Below are 16,757 nucleotides of genomic sequence, written 5' to 3'. Positions count from 1 at the left end.
GCACCTTCCACATCACCTGCACCACCTGCACCACTCACGACACCCGCACCACCCGGCCCGAAGGAGCCCCGCTCGATGTCCTCGGAGCGCGACCCCGTCGCCCTGCCCCTGCTCGAAGACGACCGCGCCGCGCTGCGCGCCGACTGCGGCAGCTGTTTCGGGCTGTGCTGTGTGGCGCTCACCTTCTCCGCGTCCTCGGACTTCCCCGTGAACAAGGAAGCGGGCAAGCCGTGCACCAACCTCCGGGCGGACTTCCGCTGCGGCATCCACCGCGACCTGCGGGACAAGGGCTACCGGGGCTGCACGGTGTACGACTGCTTCGGGGCGGGCCAGCGCGTCTCCCAGGGCACCTTCGAGGGCCGCGACTGGCGTCGGGATCCGGCCACCGCGCGTCAGATGTTCGAGGCCTTCCCGGTCATGCGGCAGCTCCACGAACTGCTCTGGTACGTGACCGAGGCGCTGTCGTTCCCGCAGACCCGGCCGATCGCCGCCGACCTGGAGCGCGCGCTCGCCGAGACGGAGCGGCTTGCCGCGGGCACCCCCGACGCCGTCGCCGGGACGGACGTGGCAAGCCACCGCCAGAACGTCAACCTGCTCCTCCTGCGCACCAGCGAACTCGTCCGCGCCGAGCACCTCGGCCAGGACAGCGGCAAGGGCAAGGGCAAGGGCGGTAAGCGGGGCAAGGGCGGCGCGAAGAAGGACCGCCGCGGCGCCGACCTCATCGGCGCGCGGCTCCGGGGCGCCGACCTCAAGGGAGCCGACCTGCGCGGGTCGTACCTCATCGGCGCCGACCTGCGCGACGCGGACCTGCGGGCCGCCGACCTGATCGGCGCGGACCTCCGCGACACGGATCTGCGCGGCGCCGACCTGACCGGCGCGCTCTTCCTCACCCAGTCGCAGGTCAACGCGGCCAGGGGCGACGACCGCACGAACCTGTCCGACTCGCTCAACCGCCCCGGACACTGGTCGCAGGGCTGACCGCACGGCGGCCGCGCCCCGCTACGTATCGCACTCCGCCACCGTCCGGCACAGCGTGCACCGCACCCGTACGCGCCCCCGCGCCGGCACCCGGATGCGCTGGTGGCAGGTGGGGCACGGGAACGTCACCCGCAGCGTCCCGGCGTCCAGGGAGAACGAGTAGGGCCCGCCCGCCTCGACCGCCCCGCGGTGGTCCCGCGCGTACCGCCGGTCCTTCGCGTACCGCCGCCGCCCCGCCCACCCCGCCGCCGTCAGCGGCGGCTGCTGCTCGTCGCGGCGGGCCTGGGCGAGCCCCTTCGTGTACGCCGTGTACGCCTGCGCGCTGGTGAACCACGTCTCAGGCGCCTCGCCGAACGCCAGCGCCCGCTTGGCCAGGACGTACCCGAACTCCTCCGGTGTGAGGTAGCCGAGCTTCTGCGACGAGGCGCCGTCCTCGCGGTAGGCGTCGAGCAGCAGCCACCCCGCGCCCAGGTAGGCGGTGGCGGTGTCGGTCAGGATCTCGTTGTCGCGCGTGCCGGGGAACGACAGGTCGAGCCGGTGCAGGTACACGTGCATGACCTCGTGGGCGAGGGCCGCGCCGATGTCCCTGCGATGGGTGCGGAAGCGGTCGTTCAGCTCGATGAAGTACTCGGGGCCCGCGGCGAGTTCGACGTACGCGGCGTGCTCCATCTCGCGGAAGCTGACGATCATCCGCGCGTCGGGGAGGCGCAGGTGCCGCACCATCTCGCGCGCCACCCGCTGCACGCCGAGGTACAGGTCGTCCTGGTCGCCGAAGGCCACGTCGGCGGGGGCGACGCTGGTCTCGAAGGTGTGCACGGTGTCGTACGAGAGGCGTCTGTACAGGGCGGTGATGGCGGCGCGCACGGTCTCCAGGTGGGGGTAGCCGTGCACGACTGGACCGCCGCCGACCGTCACGTCCGCACCTCCTGGCGCCACCCACCGGACCGCTCAACTGCCTTCCACTGTACGGGGGCCGCAGCCCTGGGGGCGGGTCCGTGAGACAGGCGGTGGCCGGAAACCGCCCCTTGTCCTGAGCGGACACCGATCTCCATAATCCGGGGCAGCGCTTTGGCGGGCTCATGCCAGCCATGCGCGAATCCCCCCACAACCCCCCACGAAGGGAAGTCAGTTGAAGACCAAGCTGCGTGGAGTGAAGAGAGCCGCCACCCTCGGCGCGATCGCTCTGGCCACCGTCAGCCTTCAGCCCGTGGCCGCTCAGGCGGCTCCCCACCCGGGTCCGAAGCCGGGAGAGCGCGTCGTCGGCGGCACCCCCGCCGAGCAGGGCGAGTTCCCGTTCATGGTCCGTCTCTCGATGGGCTGCGGCGGTGCGCTGTACGCCAAGGACATCGTGCTGACCGCCGCCCACTGCGTGGACGGCTCCGGTGCCAACACCGGCATCACCGCCACCGCGGGCGTCGTGGACCTGGAGAGCCCCGACGCGATCGAGGTGAAGTCCGCCAAGGTCCTCCAGGCCCCCGGCTACAACGGCAAGGGCAAGGACTGGGCGCTCATCAAGCTCCAGAAGCCGATCGACCAGCCCACGCTGAAGATCGCCAAGGACACCAAGTACAACGAGGGCGAGTTCGACATCGCCGGCTGGGGTGCCGACAAGGAGGGCGGCGACCAGCAGCGCCACCTCCTCAAGGCGAAGGTCCCGTTCGTCAGCGACGCCGACTGCGAGGCCGCGTACGGCGCCGACCTCACGCCCGGCGAGGAGCTCTGCGCCGGCAAGCTGAACGTGGGCGGCACGGACACCTGCCAGGGCGACTCCGGCGGCCCCATGTTCCGCAAGGACGAGGCCGGCGAGTACGTCCAGGTCGGCATCGTCAGCTGGGGCAACGGCTGCGCGCAGCCGAAGTACCCCGGTGTCTACACCGAGGTGTCGACCTTCGCGGGCGACATAGAGAAGGCGGCGTCGGAGCTCTGAGGCCGGAGCCGACGCCGTGACGTCCGGCGGGGGGGGCCCCCGCGGGGGGGCCCCCCCAACCCACGCCCCCGCCCCCCCCCACGTACGTCCGTGTGGGGGGCCCCCGGCAATCGCCGGGCGCCCCCATCCACGTACAGAGCCCAGGGGCTAGCTCTCGCGCCGCACCGAGAGCAGATCCTCCAGCTGCTCCTCACGCGCCTGCGCCGCGACGAAGAGAAGCTCGTCCCCCGCTTCGAGGGAGTCGTCCGCGGTCGGCGCGAGGACGCGCGTGCCGCGGATGATCGTGACCAGCGAGGTGTCCTCGGGCCACTGGACGTCGCCGACCTGTGTGCCCGCGAGGGCCGACTCGGGCGGCAGCGTCAGCTCGACGAGGTTCGCGTCGCCGTGGCTGAAGCGCAGCAGCCGGACGAGATCGCCGACGCTCACCGCCTCCTCGACGAGCGCGGACATCAGACGCGGCGTGGAGACCGCGACGTCGACGCCCCAGGACTCGTTGAAGAGCCACTCGTTCTTCGGGTTGTTGACGCGGGCGACGACCCGCGGGACGCCGTACTCGGTCTTGGCGAGCAGCGAGACGACGAGGTTCACCTTGTCGTCGCCGGTCGCGGCGATCACGACGTTGCAGCGCTGCAGTGCCGCCTCGTCCAGCGAGGTGATCTCACAGGCGTCGGCGAGCAGCCACTCGGCCTGCGGGACGCGCTCCACCGAGATGGCGGTCGGCGCCTTGTCGATGAGCAGGATCTCGTGCCCGTTCTCCAGGAGCTCACCGGCGATGGAACGGCCCACCGCGCCCGCTCCGGCAATGGCGACCCTCATCAGTGACCGCCTTCCTCGGGGCCTTCGGCGAACGCCGCTTCGACCTTGTCGACCTGGTCGGTGCGCATCATGACGTGCACCAGGTCACCTTCCTGCAGGACCGTCTGCGAGGTCGGCAGGACCGCTTCGCCCAGCCGGGTGAGGAAGGCCACGCGGACGCCGGTCTCCTCCTGCAGCTGGCTGATCTTGTGCCCGATCCACGCCGCGGAGGCGTGCACCTCGGCGAGCTGCACACCGCCGGTGGGATCGCGCCAGAGCGGCTCGGCACCGGAGGGCAGCAGCCGGCGCAGCATCTGGTCGGCGGTCCACCGGACCGTGGCGACCGTCGGGATGCCCAGACGCTGGTAGACCTCGGCGCGGCGCGGGTCGTAGATGCGGGCCGCGACGTTCTCGATGCCGAACATCTCGCGGGCCACGCGGGCGGCGATGATGTTGGAGTTGTCGCCGCTGGAGACGGCGGCGAAGGCGCCCGCCTCCTCGATGCCGGCCTCGCGCAGGGTGTCCTGGTCGAAACCGACGCCGGTGACGCGGCGGCCGCCGAACCCGGAGCCGAGGCGGCGGAAGGCGGTGGGGTCCTGGTCGACAACGGCGACCGTGTGCCCCTGTTGTTCCAGGTTCTGGGCGAGAGCGGACCCGACTCTCCCGCAGCCCATGATGACGATGTGCACCTGTCCTTTACCCCGCACTCCTGGTCATCCCGCTGACCTGCGAAAACATCGTGCTCACTCTTCTCTCTCACTCTGCTGGCAACAACGGGGCAACAGCGTGCGGCGTTGCCAAGAGACGAGCTTAAGCCGCAACCGGGTCCGTGCACTCACGCGGTGGGAAGTCAGTCCACGCTGCGCAGCAGCCCCTCGACCTTCTCCAGCCGGTGGCCGAGCTCGACGAGCTGGAGGCGGGTCGACTCCTGCTCGGACCTGGCGCGCTCGACGGCCTCACGGTACCCCTGCATGGCCTCGGCGTACTGCCGGTCGCGCTCGCGGTTGCGCTGCGACTGGAAGTACGCGACGGCGACGATCGCGCCGGCGAGTATCAGGAAGAAAGCGACGGGAATGATCACGTCGTCCACTAGGGCGTCCCCTTTGCTGAGTGCTGTCCGTCATCGCCCGGCCGACCTGTCCGGTCCGACTGGTCGTGGCGGACGGCCGCGACGATCGTATCCACGTTCAACTGCACGTCGAACGGCGCCAGTTCGAAGTACTTGAGCGCCTTGCCGTCGTCGGAGAGCTCCAGGTGGCCGACGACGAGACCTGCCTTCTCCATGCGTTCGAGGTGCATGTAGAGCAAGGGGCGGGACACTCCGAGCCGACGGGCCAGCTCGCTGACGTACAGCCTGCCGGACGCGAGCTCGGTGATGATCCGGATGCGCTGCGCGTGGCCGACCGCCGCGAGAAAAGCCAGCAGCTCCTCGCTGTCCATGGTCCGCCTTCGCGCTCTTCCGGAGACCGGAGATCCAAAACCTGTCAGCCAAGGCTTACGTATGGCGAGAACCGCTGTCAAACGAGTGACAGTTGACGCCTCACTCCTTCACCTGTCAGTCTCCTCTGACACATGAAGCACTGGATGATGGTGAGGGGCGGGGGACGGACATGAGAAAGCGATCGGCCACGGTGCGCGTGGCCCGGTGGAGCGCGCTGCACCCATGGCGGGCGGTCGTCGGCTGGCTGGTCTTCGTGGCGCTCTGCCTCGGCGGCGGCATCGCCGCCGGGATGAACAGCGCGACCTCGGAGGACTTCCGCGTCGGCGAGGCGGGCCGGGCCGAGGCCCTGGCCGCCGAGGGCGGCATCCCGCTCCGCTCCACGGAACACATACTCATCCGCGCCGCGTCGGGCTCCTGGGACAAGCCGGAGCCGCTGGACAGGGCGGCGGCCGACGCCGCCGTCAAGGACATCACCGACCGGATGCGCGCACTGCCCGAGGTCGCCTCGGTCAAGGCTCCGGTCCCCTCCACCGACGGACGCGTCCTGCGGGTCCCGGTCGAACTCACCGGCTCCGAACAGGACGACCAGGACCGCGTCCCGCCGCTCCAGGCCCAGACGGAGAAGGCCGCCGAAGCCCACCCGGACCTGCGGATCGAGGAGACCGGCGACGCCTCCGTGAGCAAGGGCGTCGACGGCCAGCGCGACAAGGACCTGAAGTTCTCCGAGGCGATCACCCTGCCGATCACGCTGATCACGCTCGCCGTGGTCTTCGGCTCGGTCGTCATGGTCGGCGTACCGCTGCTGCTCGCCATCACCTCGATCATGGCCACGATGGGCCTCGCGATGGTGGCCTCGCACCTGCTGCCCGACACCGGCGTCGGGATGAGCATGATCCTGCTCATCGGCATGGCGGTCGGCGTCGACTACACGCTCTTCTACCTCAAGCGCGAACGCGAGGAGCGGGCCCGCGCGGGCGGCCGCCTCACCTCGGAAGCGCTGGTCGAGGCCGCCGCCGCGACGGCGGGCCGGGCGATCGTCGTCTCCGGACTCGCGGTGATCGTCTCCACCACCGCGCTCTTCCTCGCCCGTGACGTCATCTTCGACTCACTGGCCACCGGCACCATCCTGGTCGTCGCCGTCGCCGTGGTCAGCTCGGTGACGGTCCTGCCGGCGCTCCTGGTCAAGCTCGGCCGCAGGACCGAGCGCCGCGCGGCCAAGCGCTCGGCGCGGGGCAAGCCGGTCCGGTCGTACGGAGAGAAGGAGCTGGGGTCGAACGGCGAGAAGGAGCGGGGGTCGTCCGGCGAGAAGAAGCCCGGCCGCGCCTGGAACGCCCTGCTCGCCCCCGCCCGCAAGCACCCCGCGCTCACCCTCTGCCTCTCGGTCCTCGCCATGCTGGGCCTGGCGCTGCCCGCCCTGGACATGAACCTCAAGAACCCCGCGCGGGACAGCTTCTCCCGCGAGATCCCGGCGATGCGGGGGTACGACACGCTGCTCGAAACCTTCCCGGAGCAGCGCCTGCGGCACCTGGTCGTGGTGCAGGCCGAGGCCTCGCGGGCCGCCGACGTGAGGGCGGCCCTGGGGGAGCTGGACCGCAGGGCCCAGGCCGACCCGCTCTTCTCGCACCCCTCGCGCACCCCGCTGCTCCGCACCTCCGAGGACCGGCGGACGACCACGCTGGAACTCAACGCTCCGCACCCGACGTACTCGAAGAACGCTGAAGACTCGCTCGACCGCATCCGGCATGACCACCTCCCCGCGACCGTCGGCGGGCTGCCCGGCGTCGAGACGGCCGTCACCGGAGAGGTGGCACGCGGCGTCGACTACGTAGGACACCAGAACGAGAAGCTGCCGCTCGTCCTCGGCTTCCTGCTCCTGATGACCTTCGTCATGATGGTCTTCGCGTTCCGCTCGGTCGTCCTCGGCCTGCTCGGCGTCGTCCTCAACCTGCTCTCCGCCGCGTCGGCGCTCGGAGTGCTCGTCCTCGTCTTCCAGGGCGAGTGGGCCGAGGACCTGCTCTCCTTCATCTCGCTCGACGGAATCTCCTCGCGCGTGCCGCTCTTCCTCTTCGTGATCCTCTTCGGCCTCTCGATGGACTACCAGGTCTTCGTGGTCAGCCGCATCCGCGAGGCCGCCCTGAACGGCGTGCCCACGCGCCAGGCGGTCATCGACGGCATCACCTCCTCCGCCAAGGTCGTCACCAGCGCGGCGCTCGTGATGGTCACCGTCTTCGCGAGCTTCGTGATGCTGCACATCCTGGAGATGAAGCAGATGGGCCTCGTCCTCGCGGTGGCCGTCCTGCTCGACGCGTTCGTGATCCGCGTCATGATCCTGCCCGCCGCGCTCCTCCTGCTCGGCCGCGCCACGTGGTGGCCGTCCGGCGCGATCCGCCGCGCGGAGGCGCGGGTCGCGGAGGCGCGCCGCACTCCTTCACCGGAGCGCGCCGCCCGTCCGGAGGGGCGCAGGATCGCACAAGGCCGATAGTCGGAGCAGTTGGGGGTGGTGGGTGGGCGCGCCCCCATTCGAACGCTTACGATCCTCTCCGTGTCCAAACTGACCGACGTGCCCAAACGGATCCTCATCGGGCGCGCACTGCGCAGTGACCGGCTGGGAGAGACTCTCCTGCCGAAGCGCATCGCACTCCCCGTCTTCGCGTCCGACCCGCTCTCGTCCGTGGCGTACGCGCCGGGAGAGGTTCTTCTCGTCCTCTCCATCGCGGGAGTGTCGGCCTACCACTTCAGCCCGTGGATCGCCGTCGCGGTCGTCGTGCTGATGTTCACGGTCGTGGCGTCCTACAGACAGAACGTGCACGCGTACCCGAGCGGTGGTGGCGACTACGAGGTCGCCACCACCAACCTCGGCCCCCGCGCCGGACTCACCGTCGCGAGCGCCCTGCTCGTCGACTACGTCCTGACCGTGGCCGTGTCGATCTCCTCGGGCATCGAGAACCTCGGCTCCGCGGTCCCGTTCGTGGTCGAGCACAAGGTGCTCTGCGCGTCGGCGGTGATCCTGCTCCTCACCGTGATGAACCTGCGCGGAGTGAAGGAGTCCGGGAAGCTCTTCGCGATCCCGACGTACGTCTTCGTGGCCGGTGTCTTCATCATGATCGCGTGGGGCGCCTTCCGGGGCATCGTCCTCGGCGACGCCATGGACTCGCCGACCGCCGACTACGAGATCAAGGCCGAGCACCAGGGCCTCGCGGGCTTCGCGCTCGTCTTCCTGCTCCTGCGGGCCTTCTCCTCGGGCTGTGCGGCGCTCACCGGCGTCGAGGCCATCAGCAACGGCGTCCCGGCCTTCCGCAAGCCGAAGTCCAAGAACGCCGCGACGACCCTCGCCCTCATGGGCGGCCTGGCCGTCACGATGTTCTGCGGCATCATCGGCCTCGCCATGGCGACCAACGTCCACATGGCCGAGAACCCGGCCCACGACCTGATCCACAACGGCGTGCCGGTCGGCAGCGACTACGTCCAGAACCCGGTGATCTCCCAGGTCGCCGAGGCCGTCTTCGGCCACGGCAGCTTCCTGTTCATGATCCTCGCCGCGGCCACCGCGCTGGTCCTCTTCCTCGCGGCCAACACCGCGTACAACGGCTTCCCGCTGCTCGGCTCGATCCTGGCGCAGGACCGCTACCTGCCGCGCCAGCTGCACACCCGCGGCGACCGCCTCGCGTTCTCCAACGGCATCGTGCTGCTCGCCGGCGCGGCCGCGCTCCTCGTGGTCGTCTACGGCGCGGACTCGACCCGCCTCATCCAGCTCTACATCGTCGGCGTCTTCGTCTCCTTCACGCTCAGCCAGATCGGCATGGTCCGGCACTGGAACCGCCACCTGGCCACCGAGAAGGACCAGAACAAGCGCCGCCGCATGGTCCGCTCGCGCGCGATCAACACGTTCGGCGCGTTCTTCACCGGCCTCGTCCTCGTCGTCGTCCTGGTCACCAAGTTCACGCACGGCGCCTGGGTCGCCCTGCTCGGCATGTGCATCTTCTACGCGACGATGACGGCGATCCGCCGCCACTACGACCGCGTCGCCGAGGAGATCGCGGCCCCGGAGACGCCCGGCGACGACAGCGTGCGCCCCTCCCGGGTCCACTCGATCGTCCTGGTCTCCAAGATCCACCGCCCGACGCTGCGCGCGCTGGCCTACGCGAAGCTGATGCGCTCCAACACGCTGGAGGCGCTCAGCATCAACGTCGACCCGGCGGAGACCAAGGCCCTCAAGGAGGAGTGGGAGCGCCGCGGCATCACGGTCCCCCTGAAGGTCCTCGACTCGCCGTACCGCGAGATCACCCGCCCGATCATCGAGTACGTCAAGAACCTGCGCCGCGAGAGCCCGCGCGACGTCGTCAGCGTGATCATCCCCGAGTACGTGGTGGGCCACTGGTACGAGCACCTGCTCCACAACCAGAGCGCCTTGCGCCTCAAGGGCCGCCTGCTCTTCACGCCCGGCGTGATGGTGACCTCCGTCCCCTACCAGCTGGACTCCTCCGAGGCCGCGAAGAAGCGCGCTCGCAGGCGTTCGGAGTGGAACGCGCCGGGAGCGGTGCGGCGGGGACCGGTGGAGAAGCCGAGGCGCACGAAGGAGCCGAGCAAGAAGGCCTGAGGCCCTCAGGCCCCACCCTCGATCCTGCTCTTGGTAAGGCGGCCGGACGACACCCACGTAGACTGGTGGGCTGTAGTCCGGCCGTCCCCCTTTTCCTTTTACGTTGTGGAGTCACCCCGCCATGCAGGCAGAACCGAACAATCCGCAGGCGGGGAACGCTCAAGCTGCCGCGTCGCTGATCGGCCAGGAGTACGAGGTCGAGATCGGCCCCGTCGCACACGGCGGCCACTGCATCGCCCGCACGGACGAGGGCCAGGTGCTCTTCGTACGGCACGCGCTGCCCGGCGAGAAGGTCGTCGCACGCGTGACCGAGGGCGAGGAGGGCGCACGCTTCATCCGGGCCGACGCGGTGGAGATCCTGACGCCCTCCAAGGACCGCGTGGAGGCCCCCTGCCCCTACGCGGGCCCCGGCCGCTGCGGCGGCTGCGACTGGCAGCACGCGAAGCCGGGCGCGCAGCGCCGCCTCAAGGGCGAGGTCATCGCCGAACAGCTCAAGCGCCTGGCCGGGCTCACCCCCGAGGAGGCGGGCTGGGACGGCACGGTCATGCCCGCGGAGGGCGACAAGCTGCCGCCCGGCGAGGTCCCGTCCTGGCGCACGCGCGTCCAGTACGCGGTGGACGCCTCGACCGGCAAGGCGGGCCTGCGCCGGCACCGCTCGCACGAGGTCGAGCCGATCGAACACTGCATGATCGCGGCGGAGGGCGTCTCCGAACTCGGCATCGAACAGCGCGACTGGACGGGCATGGCGTCGGTCGAGGCGATCGCGGCGACGGGCTCCCAGGACCGCCAGGTGATCCTGGCCCCTCGCCCCGGCGCGCGCCTGCCCATCGTCGAACTGGACAAGCCGGTCTCGGTGATGCGCGTGGGCGAGAAGGACGGCGGGGTCCACCGGGTCCACGGCCGCCCCTTCGTCCGCGAGCGGGCCGACGGCCGCACGTACCGCGTCGGCAGCGGCGGCTTCTGGCAGGTCCACCCCAAGGCGGCCGAGACCCTCATGCTGGCCGTCATGCAGGGCCTCACCCCCCGCAAGGGCGAGTCGGCCCTCGACCTCTACTGCGGCGTCGGCCTCTTCGCGGGCGCGCTGGCCGATCGCGTCGGCGAGAAGGGCGCGGTGCTCGGCATCGAGTCCAGCAAGCGCGCGGTGGAGGACGCCCGCCACAACCTCGCCTCGTTCGACCGCGTCCGCATCGAACAGGGCAAGGTCGAATCGGTCCTCCCGCGCACGGGCATCACGGAGGTCGACCTCATCGTCCTGGACCCGCCGCGCGCGGGCGCCGGCAAACAGACGGTCCGCCAGCTGGCGGGGCTGGGGGCGCGGCGGATCGCTTATGTGGCTTGCGATCCGGCGGCGCTGGCACGGGATCTCGGGTACTTCCGGGAGGGCGGGTACCGGGTGCGGACTTTGCGGGCGTTTGATCTGTTTCCGATGACGCATCATGTGGAGTGTGTGGCGATTCTTGAGCCGGTGAAGCCGGGCGCGTGACCTGCGCCTCTTCTGGGATTTTGGGCAGGCCCGGGGCGCGCTCGCACGAGCCGACCTGGGGCCCTTGCCGGGGCGACGGAGTTGTCTCTGTCTCTTGGCCTGTCTGCGTCAGCTGTCGAGGAGTTCCGCTGAAAGCCGTCAGGGGCCGGAAGGGGAAGGGCATGCCGCTGCGGGGCGCGCCTGGGACACTCCGGCTATTGGACGGTCAAAAATCGCTTCGCTTCCGCCAGAGCGGCCCGTGCGCCGTCGAAGTCGGCCAGCCTTGCCGACAGCGTGGCCACGGCCAGTCGCTGGGGGAGCGCTGCCGAGAATTTGAGGCCACGCACTGCACGCTGGTCGACTTCGGGCAAGACCAATGCCGGACCCGCCTGTGATGTGTCCCGCACCGGACCGTTCTGTACGGCGTCCAGTGCAGCGCGCCACATGCCGGGGCTCAGGTCCTCCCGTAGGCGCAGGTAGAGATCTGTTGGCCGCTGGACGGGATCGGCGATGGACGACAGTGTCGCGCCCAGCGTCGCATTGGCCCGATAGCCCGCCCACGTCCACCAGCGGACGTCGTTTCCGCGCCGTGCGATCAGCGTCCCGCCGGGGTGGACGAGGTGCTGGGCGTCCTCGTCGCGCCACTCTTGAAGGCAGACCTCGGCTCGTCGGGTGAGTGAGACCTGAGGGTCGGCGCCCAGGAGGACGTCCCGCATGGCGCGCGTCAGCTCGTACGAGAGGCCGACGAGTGTGCCGCCGGACCACTTGGCGATCCCACCGCCGTCGACCGGTTCGACGAACACCCGCTTGCGCCCCCAGTCGATGAACGTCACCTCCCAGCTGCGGCCCGCCAGCAGCAGTCGTCGCGGGCCTGGACGTTCCTCCGTAAGTACGGACGGATCCATCCGGCCGATCTCGGCGCGACCGGACAGGACAGTGAATTGCGGTGGCGCGGTGAAAGACGCGGTCAGTTCGATGAAGTGGCGACGTCCAAAACGCCGTTCCGCTTCCAGGCCGATGAACAGCATGCCTTCGTCGGTGTCCAGGAAACCTTCCTCCGTCAGGTGACGCAGGACGGGAGCGGCGGAACGGTCGAAGGGGGCCAGACCGTTCCACTGCTCGGGCCACGTCTGATCGCCCAGCTTGTGCTCCTGGAGCGTGGCGGCGAGCAGTTGCTGTGCGACGAGGTGGCGCGGCGCGGGTGGTGCGACAACCGGTTCGACCCATCCGCGGCCCCATAGGAGCAGCAAGGCCGCAGCCTGCAGCAGAGTGTCCTTGCGGGTGGCCAGGAACAGGCAGTTGCGGGTGTGGCCCTCACGGCGACCCGTACGCCCGACACGCTGAAGGAACGAGGCGACTGTGCTGGGCGAGTCGATCTGGACGACTCGGTCGAGGTCGCCGACGTCGATGCCCAGTTCCAGGGTGGACGTGGCCACGATGACACAGTCACGAGCCTCGGCGAACGCCTTCTCGGACCGGGTGCGCTCGTCGGCCGAGAGGGAGGCGTGAGACAGGAAGACCGAGACGTCACGCGCCCGGAGCGCCGCACCCAGCTCCTCGACCTGCCGTCGCGACTCACAGAAGACCAGTCGCTTTTCGCCCCTGTGCAGTGCCGCGATGACCTTGGCGGCGTTGGACAGCGAGCCCACGTAGTCGAGTTCGATTTCGCCGGGTGGAGGCCCGGTCGTGTCGTCCACCGGTACCTGCGCGGACGCCGCGACCGAGGGGGCCGTGAGATCCGGGCCGATGACCCGCCCCACCCGCTGACCGGCACCGGATCCTTGCAGCCAGGTGAGCAGTTGGTGGGGATTTCCGACGGTTGCCGACAGCCCGATCCGCTGAATCGGATGCCCGGTGACCCGTTGGAGGCGTTCGAGGACCGCCAGAAGGTGCCATCCCCGGTCATCGCCCGCGAACGCGTGCACCTCGTCGACAACGACGGCCCGGACACCTCCGAGCAGGTGCGCGTGATCCGTCTTCACCCCGATCAGCATGGCTTCCAGCGACTCGGGCGTCGTCAGCAGGATGTCGGGCCTGTCGGTGCGGATGCGCTGGCGCTGTGACTCCTGCGTGTCCCCGTGCCACAGAGCCGCGCGCCGTCCGAGCCATTGCGCGTAACCGTCGACGCGTGTCACCAGGTTGTTGAGGAGTGCCTTGAGCGGGCAGAGGTAGAGAACCGAGGTGCCGGTCCAGCCCTGCGCTGACATGGCCGACAGGATCGGCAGGCAAGCTGCCTCGGTCTTGCCGCCGGCGGTGGGTGCGAGGAGCACGGTGTCTTCGCCGTCCATCACCGGATTGATCGCGGCCCGCTGCAGGGGCCGCAGGTCCGGCCAGCCGAGCGTGTTGACCACGTGGTGCAGGATGACGGGGTCGAGCCGGTCGACAGGGTCCGCGGCCGACGTCATCACAGCTCGAGGTCGACGTCGTCGGCCGACGGAGGCCCGGCCAGGTTCCGCTCCACGTCGGTGAGTTCACTGCCGCCTATCGTGAGCCGGTAGTGCTGCCGTGGGTCGAAGTCCGGGAACTGGTCGATGCGGTCGAGGACGTCGCCGACCAGCTTCTTGAGGAAGAGCCGGGGCGCGACTCCCACCTTGCCGCCCAGTGCCCCGCCCACCGCACGGGCGAGAGCAGCGACATACGCGTCGTCCGCCAGAGTTTTGATCCGGTCGGGCGAGTCCGCTCCGGACGCGTAGAGATCCCGGATGGTTGTCCCGAGGCCGGTCAGTGACTCCAGGGTGAAACCTGGCAGCCGCAGTTGGACTGCCCGAGGGTTGTCGAAGCGAGGATCGGTCGTGAAGTCGGTGGCGAGCCGTTGGGCGAGCGGCGGGAGCCGTTGGACACCCTGCTGGCCGTCGTAGAAGGCGGGGGTGCCGGTGATGACCAGGTAGAGGCCGGGGAATCGCCCCGAATGGACTTCGTCGATCAACTGACGCAGGGCGTTGAGTGCCTTGTCCCGTGCGTCCGAGCGCACTCTCTGGAGGGTTTCCACCTCGTCCAGTACGACGAAGAGTCCTCGGTGGCCGGAATCCCGCAGGACAGTGAGCAACCCCTGTACGAAGCCGAGTGCTCCGAAGTGGTCTAGGTCGCCGCGCACTCCCGCGGAACGGCGTGCCGCTGCCGCCACGTGGGGCTGGCCGCCGAGCCAGGCGAGGATGGCCGCTGCCGTCGCCTCGTCGCCCTTGGCGAGCGCGGTCCGGTAGCCGCGCAGCGCTGTCGCGAAGGACGGGGCGTGCCGGGACACCTCGGTCAGCCTGGCGGTCAGCAACTCCTCCACCGCGCCGCTCAGGTCGTCCTCGTCGGCGCCGGCCGCGAGAGCGTCCTCCTCCAGAGCATAGAACCAGGCGTCCGCCACGGGCCGCAGGGCACTTGGGGGGAAACTCGGGGTGGACAGCCGCTCGGTGAGGCGCCGGTAGACGGTCTCCAGCTTGTGCAGCGGAGTCTCCGTCTCCGAGATCTGGATCTCGGAGACGGCGAAGTTGCGCTGCTTGGCGCGCTCTCCGAGCCAGCGGGTGAAGAACGTCTTGCCGGACCCGTACTCACCTCGTACCGCCTTGAAGACCGAGGCACCCGAGACGACCGCGTCGAGTTCCGCGTCGAGCGCGGACTCGAAACGGCCGAGGCCGGTGGCGAGAAGATCCAGGCCGCTCTCGGGCACCGCGCCGCGCCGGAGCGCGTCGAGGGCGGTACGTCGCCGGGCAGCGGAGACAGGAGAAGAACGAGGGCCGATCACTCGCTCATTGTCCCATCCGCGCATGGTGAAGCACCGGGCTTCGGCCCTCCGCCGAGGTCATCTGCGGCGGAGGCTGCCGTAACCGAGGTTGGCCGTGAGGTAGGAGACGAATTCGCTGCTCTTCGCGGTCTTGTCGGCCCCCGACCGGTTCTCTCGCTGGAACTTCTCGAACTGCTCCTGCAGAGACGACCACAACGACTCGAGGCGGGCCGTGCTCGGGAAGACGCCCTCCCGGGCGGCATTGTCCAGGGCCTCCGGCTTGCTGAACACGCGGCCTATGAGGTCGACGGCACCGAGCATGGCGAGGTGGAAGTGGAGGTTCGTGTGCAGTGAGCGGGAGATGGGATCCGATGTCGACTGCAGGAACTCGTCCACCTGGCGTTGCGCCTTGGCCAGCCACAGGTAGACGGGGAGTTCCGTCTTCGCCGAGAAGACGCGCCTGTAGTCGGTGTCGGACTTCAACAGACTTGAGGGGCGGGCGCGGGCGTAGTCGGGCTGGCCAAGGGCCATGGCCATCACGGACTGTGCCAACAGGGGAATGCTGACGATACGGTCGGCCGGCTTCCCCTGGTTCCGGTAGAAGTTCTTGCGCCGGTCGTAGAACCAGTCGTGTTCCAGGAAATACGACTCGATCTGCCGTTGTATGTCGTCCGTGGCCCGGAGCGAGGCGACCGGCACGCTCGTCTGCCGGTTGGTGGCGCGGATGACGGAGTCCCTGGCGGCCTGGTCCACGGTGACGAGAATGCGCACCTGCACGAGCCTGTCGAAGACAGGGTCGGCCGGGTCGGACAAGTAGAGGTCGTACAGCGTCTCGTGGAGCGTGTACGACGTCTGAAGACCGTTGACGATCTGTACGTCGGAGAGGCTGAGCCGCTTTCCGACGGAGGTCGCCTGCGAGCACACGATGGTGATGCCGTTGTTGAGCCACCAGAACTCCGGCGCCTCGGGGTTCTGGAGGGAAGCCGTGATTTCCCGGTTCACCTCGACGTTTCCCTGATAGTCACGGACGTTCCAGTCGAAGATGTGGGACTTGATCGCCCCGCTCTCGTGGCTGAGGAAGTCCAGGTACTCGCCCAGGCCGACGAGTGCGATATGGCTTGTGCCGTGAGTGATGCTTTCCCTGTAGGGCAGTTCCAGGGTGTACGAGGGGAGTGTGCTGGCACGCTGCCAGAGTTCCGAGGGGCCGAGGAACTCGACCTCGCCGGTGGAGATGGCGAAGGCTTTGGTGAACTGCGCCTCCAGGATCTTGGCCTTTGCCTGAACCTTGGGGTGCACCTCGCTCGCTTCACCGCGCGTCACGTAGGAGAACTTGATGAGTACGGTCGGGTGGCGGGTGAGGAGCCGCGTCAACGCCGTTCTGAAGAGTCTGAAGCGGGCGAGGAGATCGGCGGTGTACAGCACCGCGACGGTGTTGTCGTCGACCTCCATGTTCAGCAGGTTCGCGCAGGTGGAAGCCACCTTGTCCAGCGCTGTTTCGGAGAAACCGGCGCTGGTCTTGGCCTGGATGAGCCAGAGGGTCAGCTGGCTTCCCTGCTCCACGTTCGAGACGGCGGAGTGCTGCTGAAAGATCTCGCTGTCCTCGTGGAGGAGCCGGCCGCCGAGGAAGACGTAGACCCCGTCGATGCCGCCGTCGTTGGCGCCTCCGATCACGCCGGCCTCGATCTCCTCCTCCGAGAGGTCGAAGCCGTGCAGCGCGTGTTCGCCGGCGAACCTCTCGAAGGCTGCGTCGAACGAGAGAGGGACGGAGCGAGTGGTGCGGCGCTCCTCGATCATTTGGTTGATCAACACGCGGTCGTTGGCGCTCATGGCTCCTGGCTCATCAGTGGT

At 69.4% G+C, this 16,757-nt stretch carries 13 protein-coding genes; 5 read left to right on the top strand and 8 right to left on the bottom strand.

Annotated elements, in window-relative coordinates; genetic code table 11:
* Positions 1–75 precede the first annotated feature (75 nt).
* Complete coding sequence (locus AB0H82_RS14165) at positions 76–978, top strand: pentapeptide repeat-containing protein (RefSeq protein ID WP_362992301.1); 903 nt, start codon at positions 76–78, stop codon at positions 976–978.
* A gap of 21 nt (positions 979–999) precedes the next feature.
* On the opposite strand, the gene AB0H82_RS14160 is transcribed toward AB0H82_RS14165, so the two are convergent.
* On the bottom strand, positions 1,000–1,893 hold the full coding sequence (locus tag AB0H82_RS14160) for a hypothetical protein (RefSeq protein ID WP_362992299.1): 894 nt from the start codon (positions 1,891–1,893) through the stop codon (positions 1,000–1,002).
* A gap of 214 nt (positions 1,894–2,107) precedes the next feature.
* On the opposite strand from AB0H82_RS14160, the gene AB0H82_RS14155 reads away from it, so the two are divergent.
* Complete coding sequence (locus tag AB0H82_RS14155; protein ID WP_362992297.1) at positions 2,108–2,905, top strand: serine protease; 798 nt, start codon at positions 2,108–2,110, stop codon at positions 2,903–2,905.
* Between the two features lie 147 nt (positions 2,906–3,052).
* On the opposite strand, the gene AB0H82_RS14150 is transcribed toward AB0H82_RS14155, so the two are convergent.
* From AB0H82_RS14150 to AB0H82_RS14135, 4 genes are all read right to left on the bottom strand, one after another.
* On the bottom strand, positions 3,053–3,721 hold the full coding sequence (locus AB0H82_RS14150) for a TrkA family potassium uptake protein (RefSeq protein ID WP_362992296.1): 669 nt from the start codon (positions 3,719–3,721) through the stop codon (positions 3,053–3,055).
* Complete coding sequence (locus AB0H82_RS14145; protein WP_356249822.1) at positions 3,721–4,389, bottom strand: TrkA family potassium uptake protein; 669 nt, start codon at positions 4,387–4,389, stop codon at positions 3,721–3,723. Before AB0H82_RS14145 ends, AB0H82_RS14150 begins: the two co-directional genes overlap by 1 nt.
* Positions 4,390–4,550: 161 nt before the next feature.
* Complete coding sequence (locus tag AB0H82_RS14140; RefSeq protein ID WP_362992294.1) at positions 4,551–4,790, bottom strand: hypothetical protein; 240 nt, start codon at positions 4,788–4,790, stop codon at positions 4,551–4,553.
* A complete protein-coding gene (locus AB0H82_RS14135; protein WP_362992292.1) occupies positions 4,790–5,140 on the bottom strand; it encodes a winged helix-turn-helix domain-containing protein in 351 nt (116 codons plus the stop codon). The genes AB0H82_RS14140 and AB0H82_RS14135 overlap by 1 nt, the downstream gene beginning before the upstream one ends.
* Positions 5,141–5,310: 170 nt before the next feature.
* On the opposite strand from AB0H82_RS14135, the gene AB0H82_RS14130 reads away from it, so the two are divergent.
* From AB0H82_RS14130 to AB0H82_RS14120, 3 genes are all read left to right on the top strand, one after another.
* Entirely contained in the window at positions 5,311–7,623 is a 2,313-nt protein-coding gene (locus AB0H82_RS14130; protein ID WP_362992290.1) for an MMPL family transporter, read from the top strand.
* 60 nt (positions 7,624–7,683) lie between these two features.
* Positions 7,684–9,738 (top strand): APC family permease, encoded by a 2,055-nt coding sequence (locus tag AB0H82_RS14125; RefSeq protein WP_362992288.1) that lies wholly within the window; start codon positions 7,684–7,686, stop codon positions 9,736–9,738.
* A gap of 121 nt (positions 9,739–9,859) precedes the next feature.
* Positions 9,860–11,221, top strand: coding sequence for a class I SAM-dependent RNA methyltransferase (locus tag AB0H82_RS14120; protein ID WP_362992286.1), 1,362 nt, complete (start codon positions 9,860–9,862; stop codon positions 11,219–11,221).
* Between the two features lie 194 nt (positions 11,222–11,415).
* On the opposite strand, the gene AB0H82_RS14115 is transcribed toward AB0H82_RS14120, so the two are convergent.
* From AB0H82_RS14115 to AB0H82_RS14105, 3 genes are read right to left on the bottom strand one after another with little or no spacing between them, the layout of a single operon-like run.
* Positions 11,416–13,605 carry a DEAD/DEAH box helicase gene (locus AB0H82_RS14115; protein ID WP_362992284.1) on the bottom strand — a complete coding sequence of 730 codons (2,190 nt, stop codon included), beginning with the start codon at positions 13,603–13,605 and terminating at the stop codon, positions 11,416–11,418.
* Positions 13,605–14,954, bottom strand: coding sequence for a BREX system ATP-binding protein BrxD (gene brxD, locus AB0H82_RS14110; protein ID WP_362992282.1), 1,350 nt, complete (start codon positions 14,952–14,954; stop codon positions 13,605–13,607). The genes AB0H82_RS14115 and brxD overlap by 1 nt, the downstream gene beginning before the upstream one ends.
* 33 nt (positions 14,955–14,987) lie before the next feature.
* The gene (locus AB0H82_RS14105) at positions 14,988–16,736 is read right to left on the bottom strand and encodes an AIPR family protein (RefSeq protein WP_362992280.1); all 1,749 of its coding nucleotides are present in this window, start codon (positions 16,734–16,736) and stop codon (positions 14,988–14,990) included.
* Between the last annotated feature and the right edge of the window lie 21 nt (positions 16,737–16,757).

This window comes from Streptomyces sp. NPDC050732, from assembly GCF_040654255.1.
Classification (GTDB): domain Bacteria; phylum Actinomycetota; class Actinomycetes; order Streptomycetales; family Streptomycetaceae; genus Streptomyces.
Note: the sequence above shows the minus strand (reverse complement) of the source record. Positions and strands in the feature narration are given on the sequence as shown.

What these genes read in the sequence shown, in the direction of transcription:
- AB0H82_RS14165 (WP_362992301.1), top strand. Translation starts at nt 76, where the DNA reads ATGTCCTCGGAGCGCGACCCCGTCGCCCTGCCCCTGCTCGAAGACGAC.
- AB0H82_RS14150 (WP_362992296.1), bottom strand. Translation starts at nt 3,721, where the DNA reads ATGAGGGTCGCCATTGCCGGAGCGGGCGCGGTGGGCCGTTCCATCGCC.
- AB0H82_RS14135 (WP_362992292.1), bottom strand. Translation starts at nt 5,140, where the DNA reads ATGGACAGCGAGGAGCTGCTGGCTTTTCTCGCGGCGGTCGGCCACGCG.
- AB0H82_RS14130 (WP_362992290.1), top strand. Translation starts at nt 5,311, where the DNA reads ATGAGAAAGCGATCGGCCACGGTGCGCGTGGCCCGGTGGAGCGCGCTG.
- AB0H82_RS14120 (WP_362992286.1), top strand. Translation starts at nt 9,860, where the DNA reads ATGCAGGCAGAACCGAACAATCCGCAGGCGGGGAACGCTCAAGCTGCC.
- AB0H82_RS14115 (WP_362992284.1), bottom strand. Translation starts at nt 13,605, where the DNA reads ATGACGTCGGCCGCGGACCCTGTCGACCGGCTCGACCCCGTCATCCTG.
- brxD (WP_362992282.1), bottom strand. Translation starts at nt 14,954, where the DNA reads ATGCGCGGATGGGACAATGAGCGAGTGATCGGCCCTCGTTCTTCTCCT.
- AB0H82_RS14105 (WP_362992280.1), bottom strand. Translation starts at nt 16,736, where the DNA reads ATGAGCGCCAACGACCGCGTGTTGATCAACCAAATGATCGAGGAGCGC.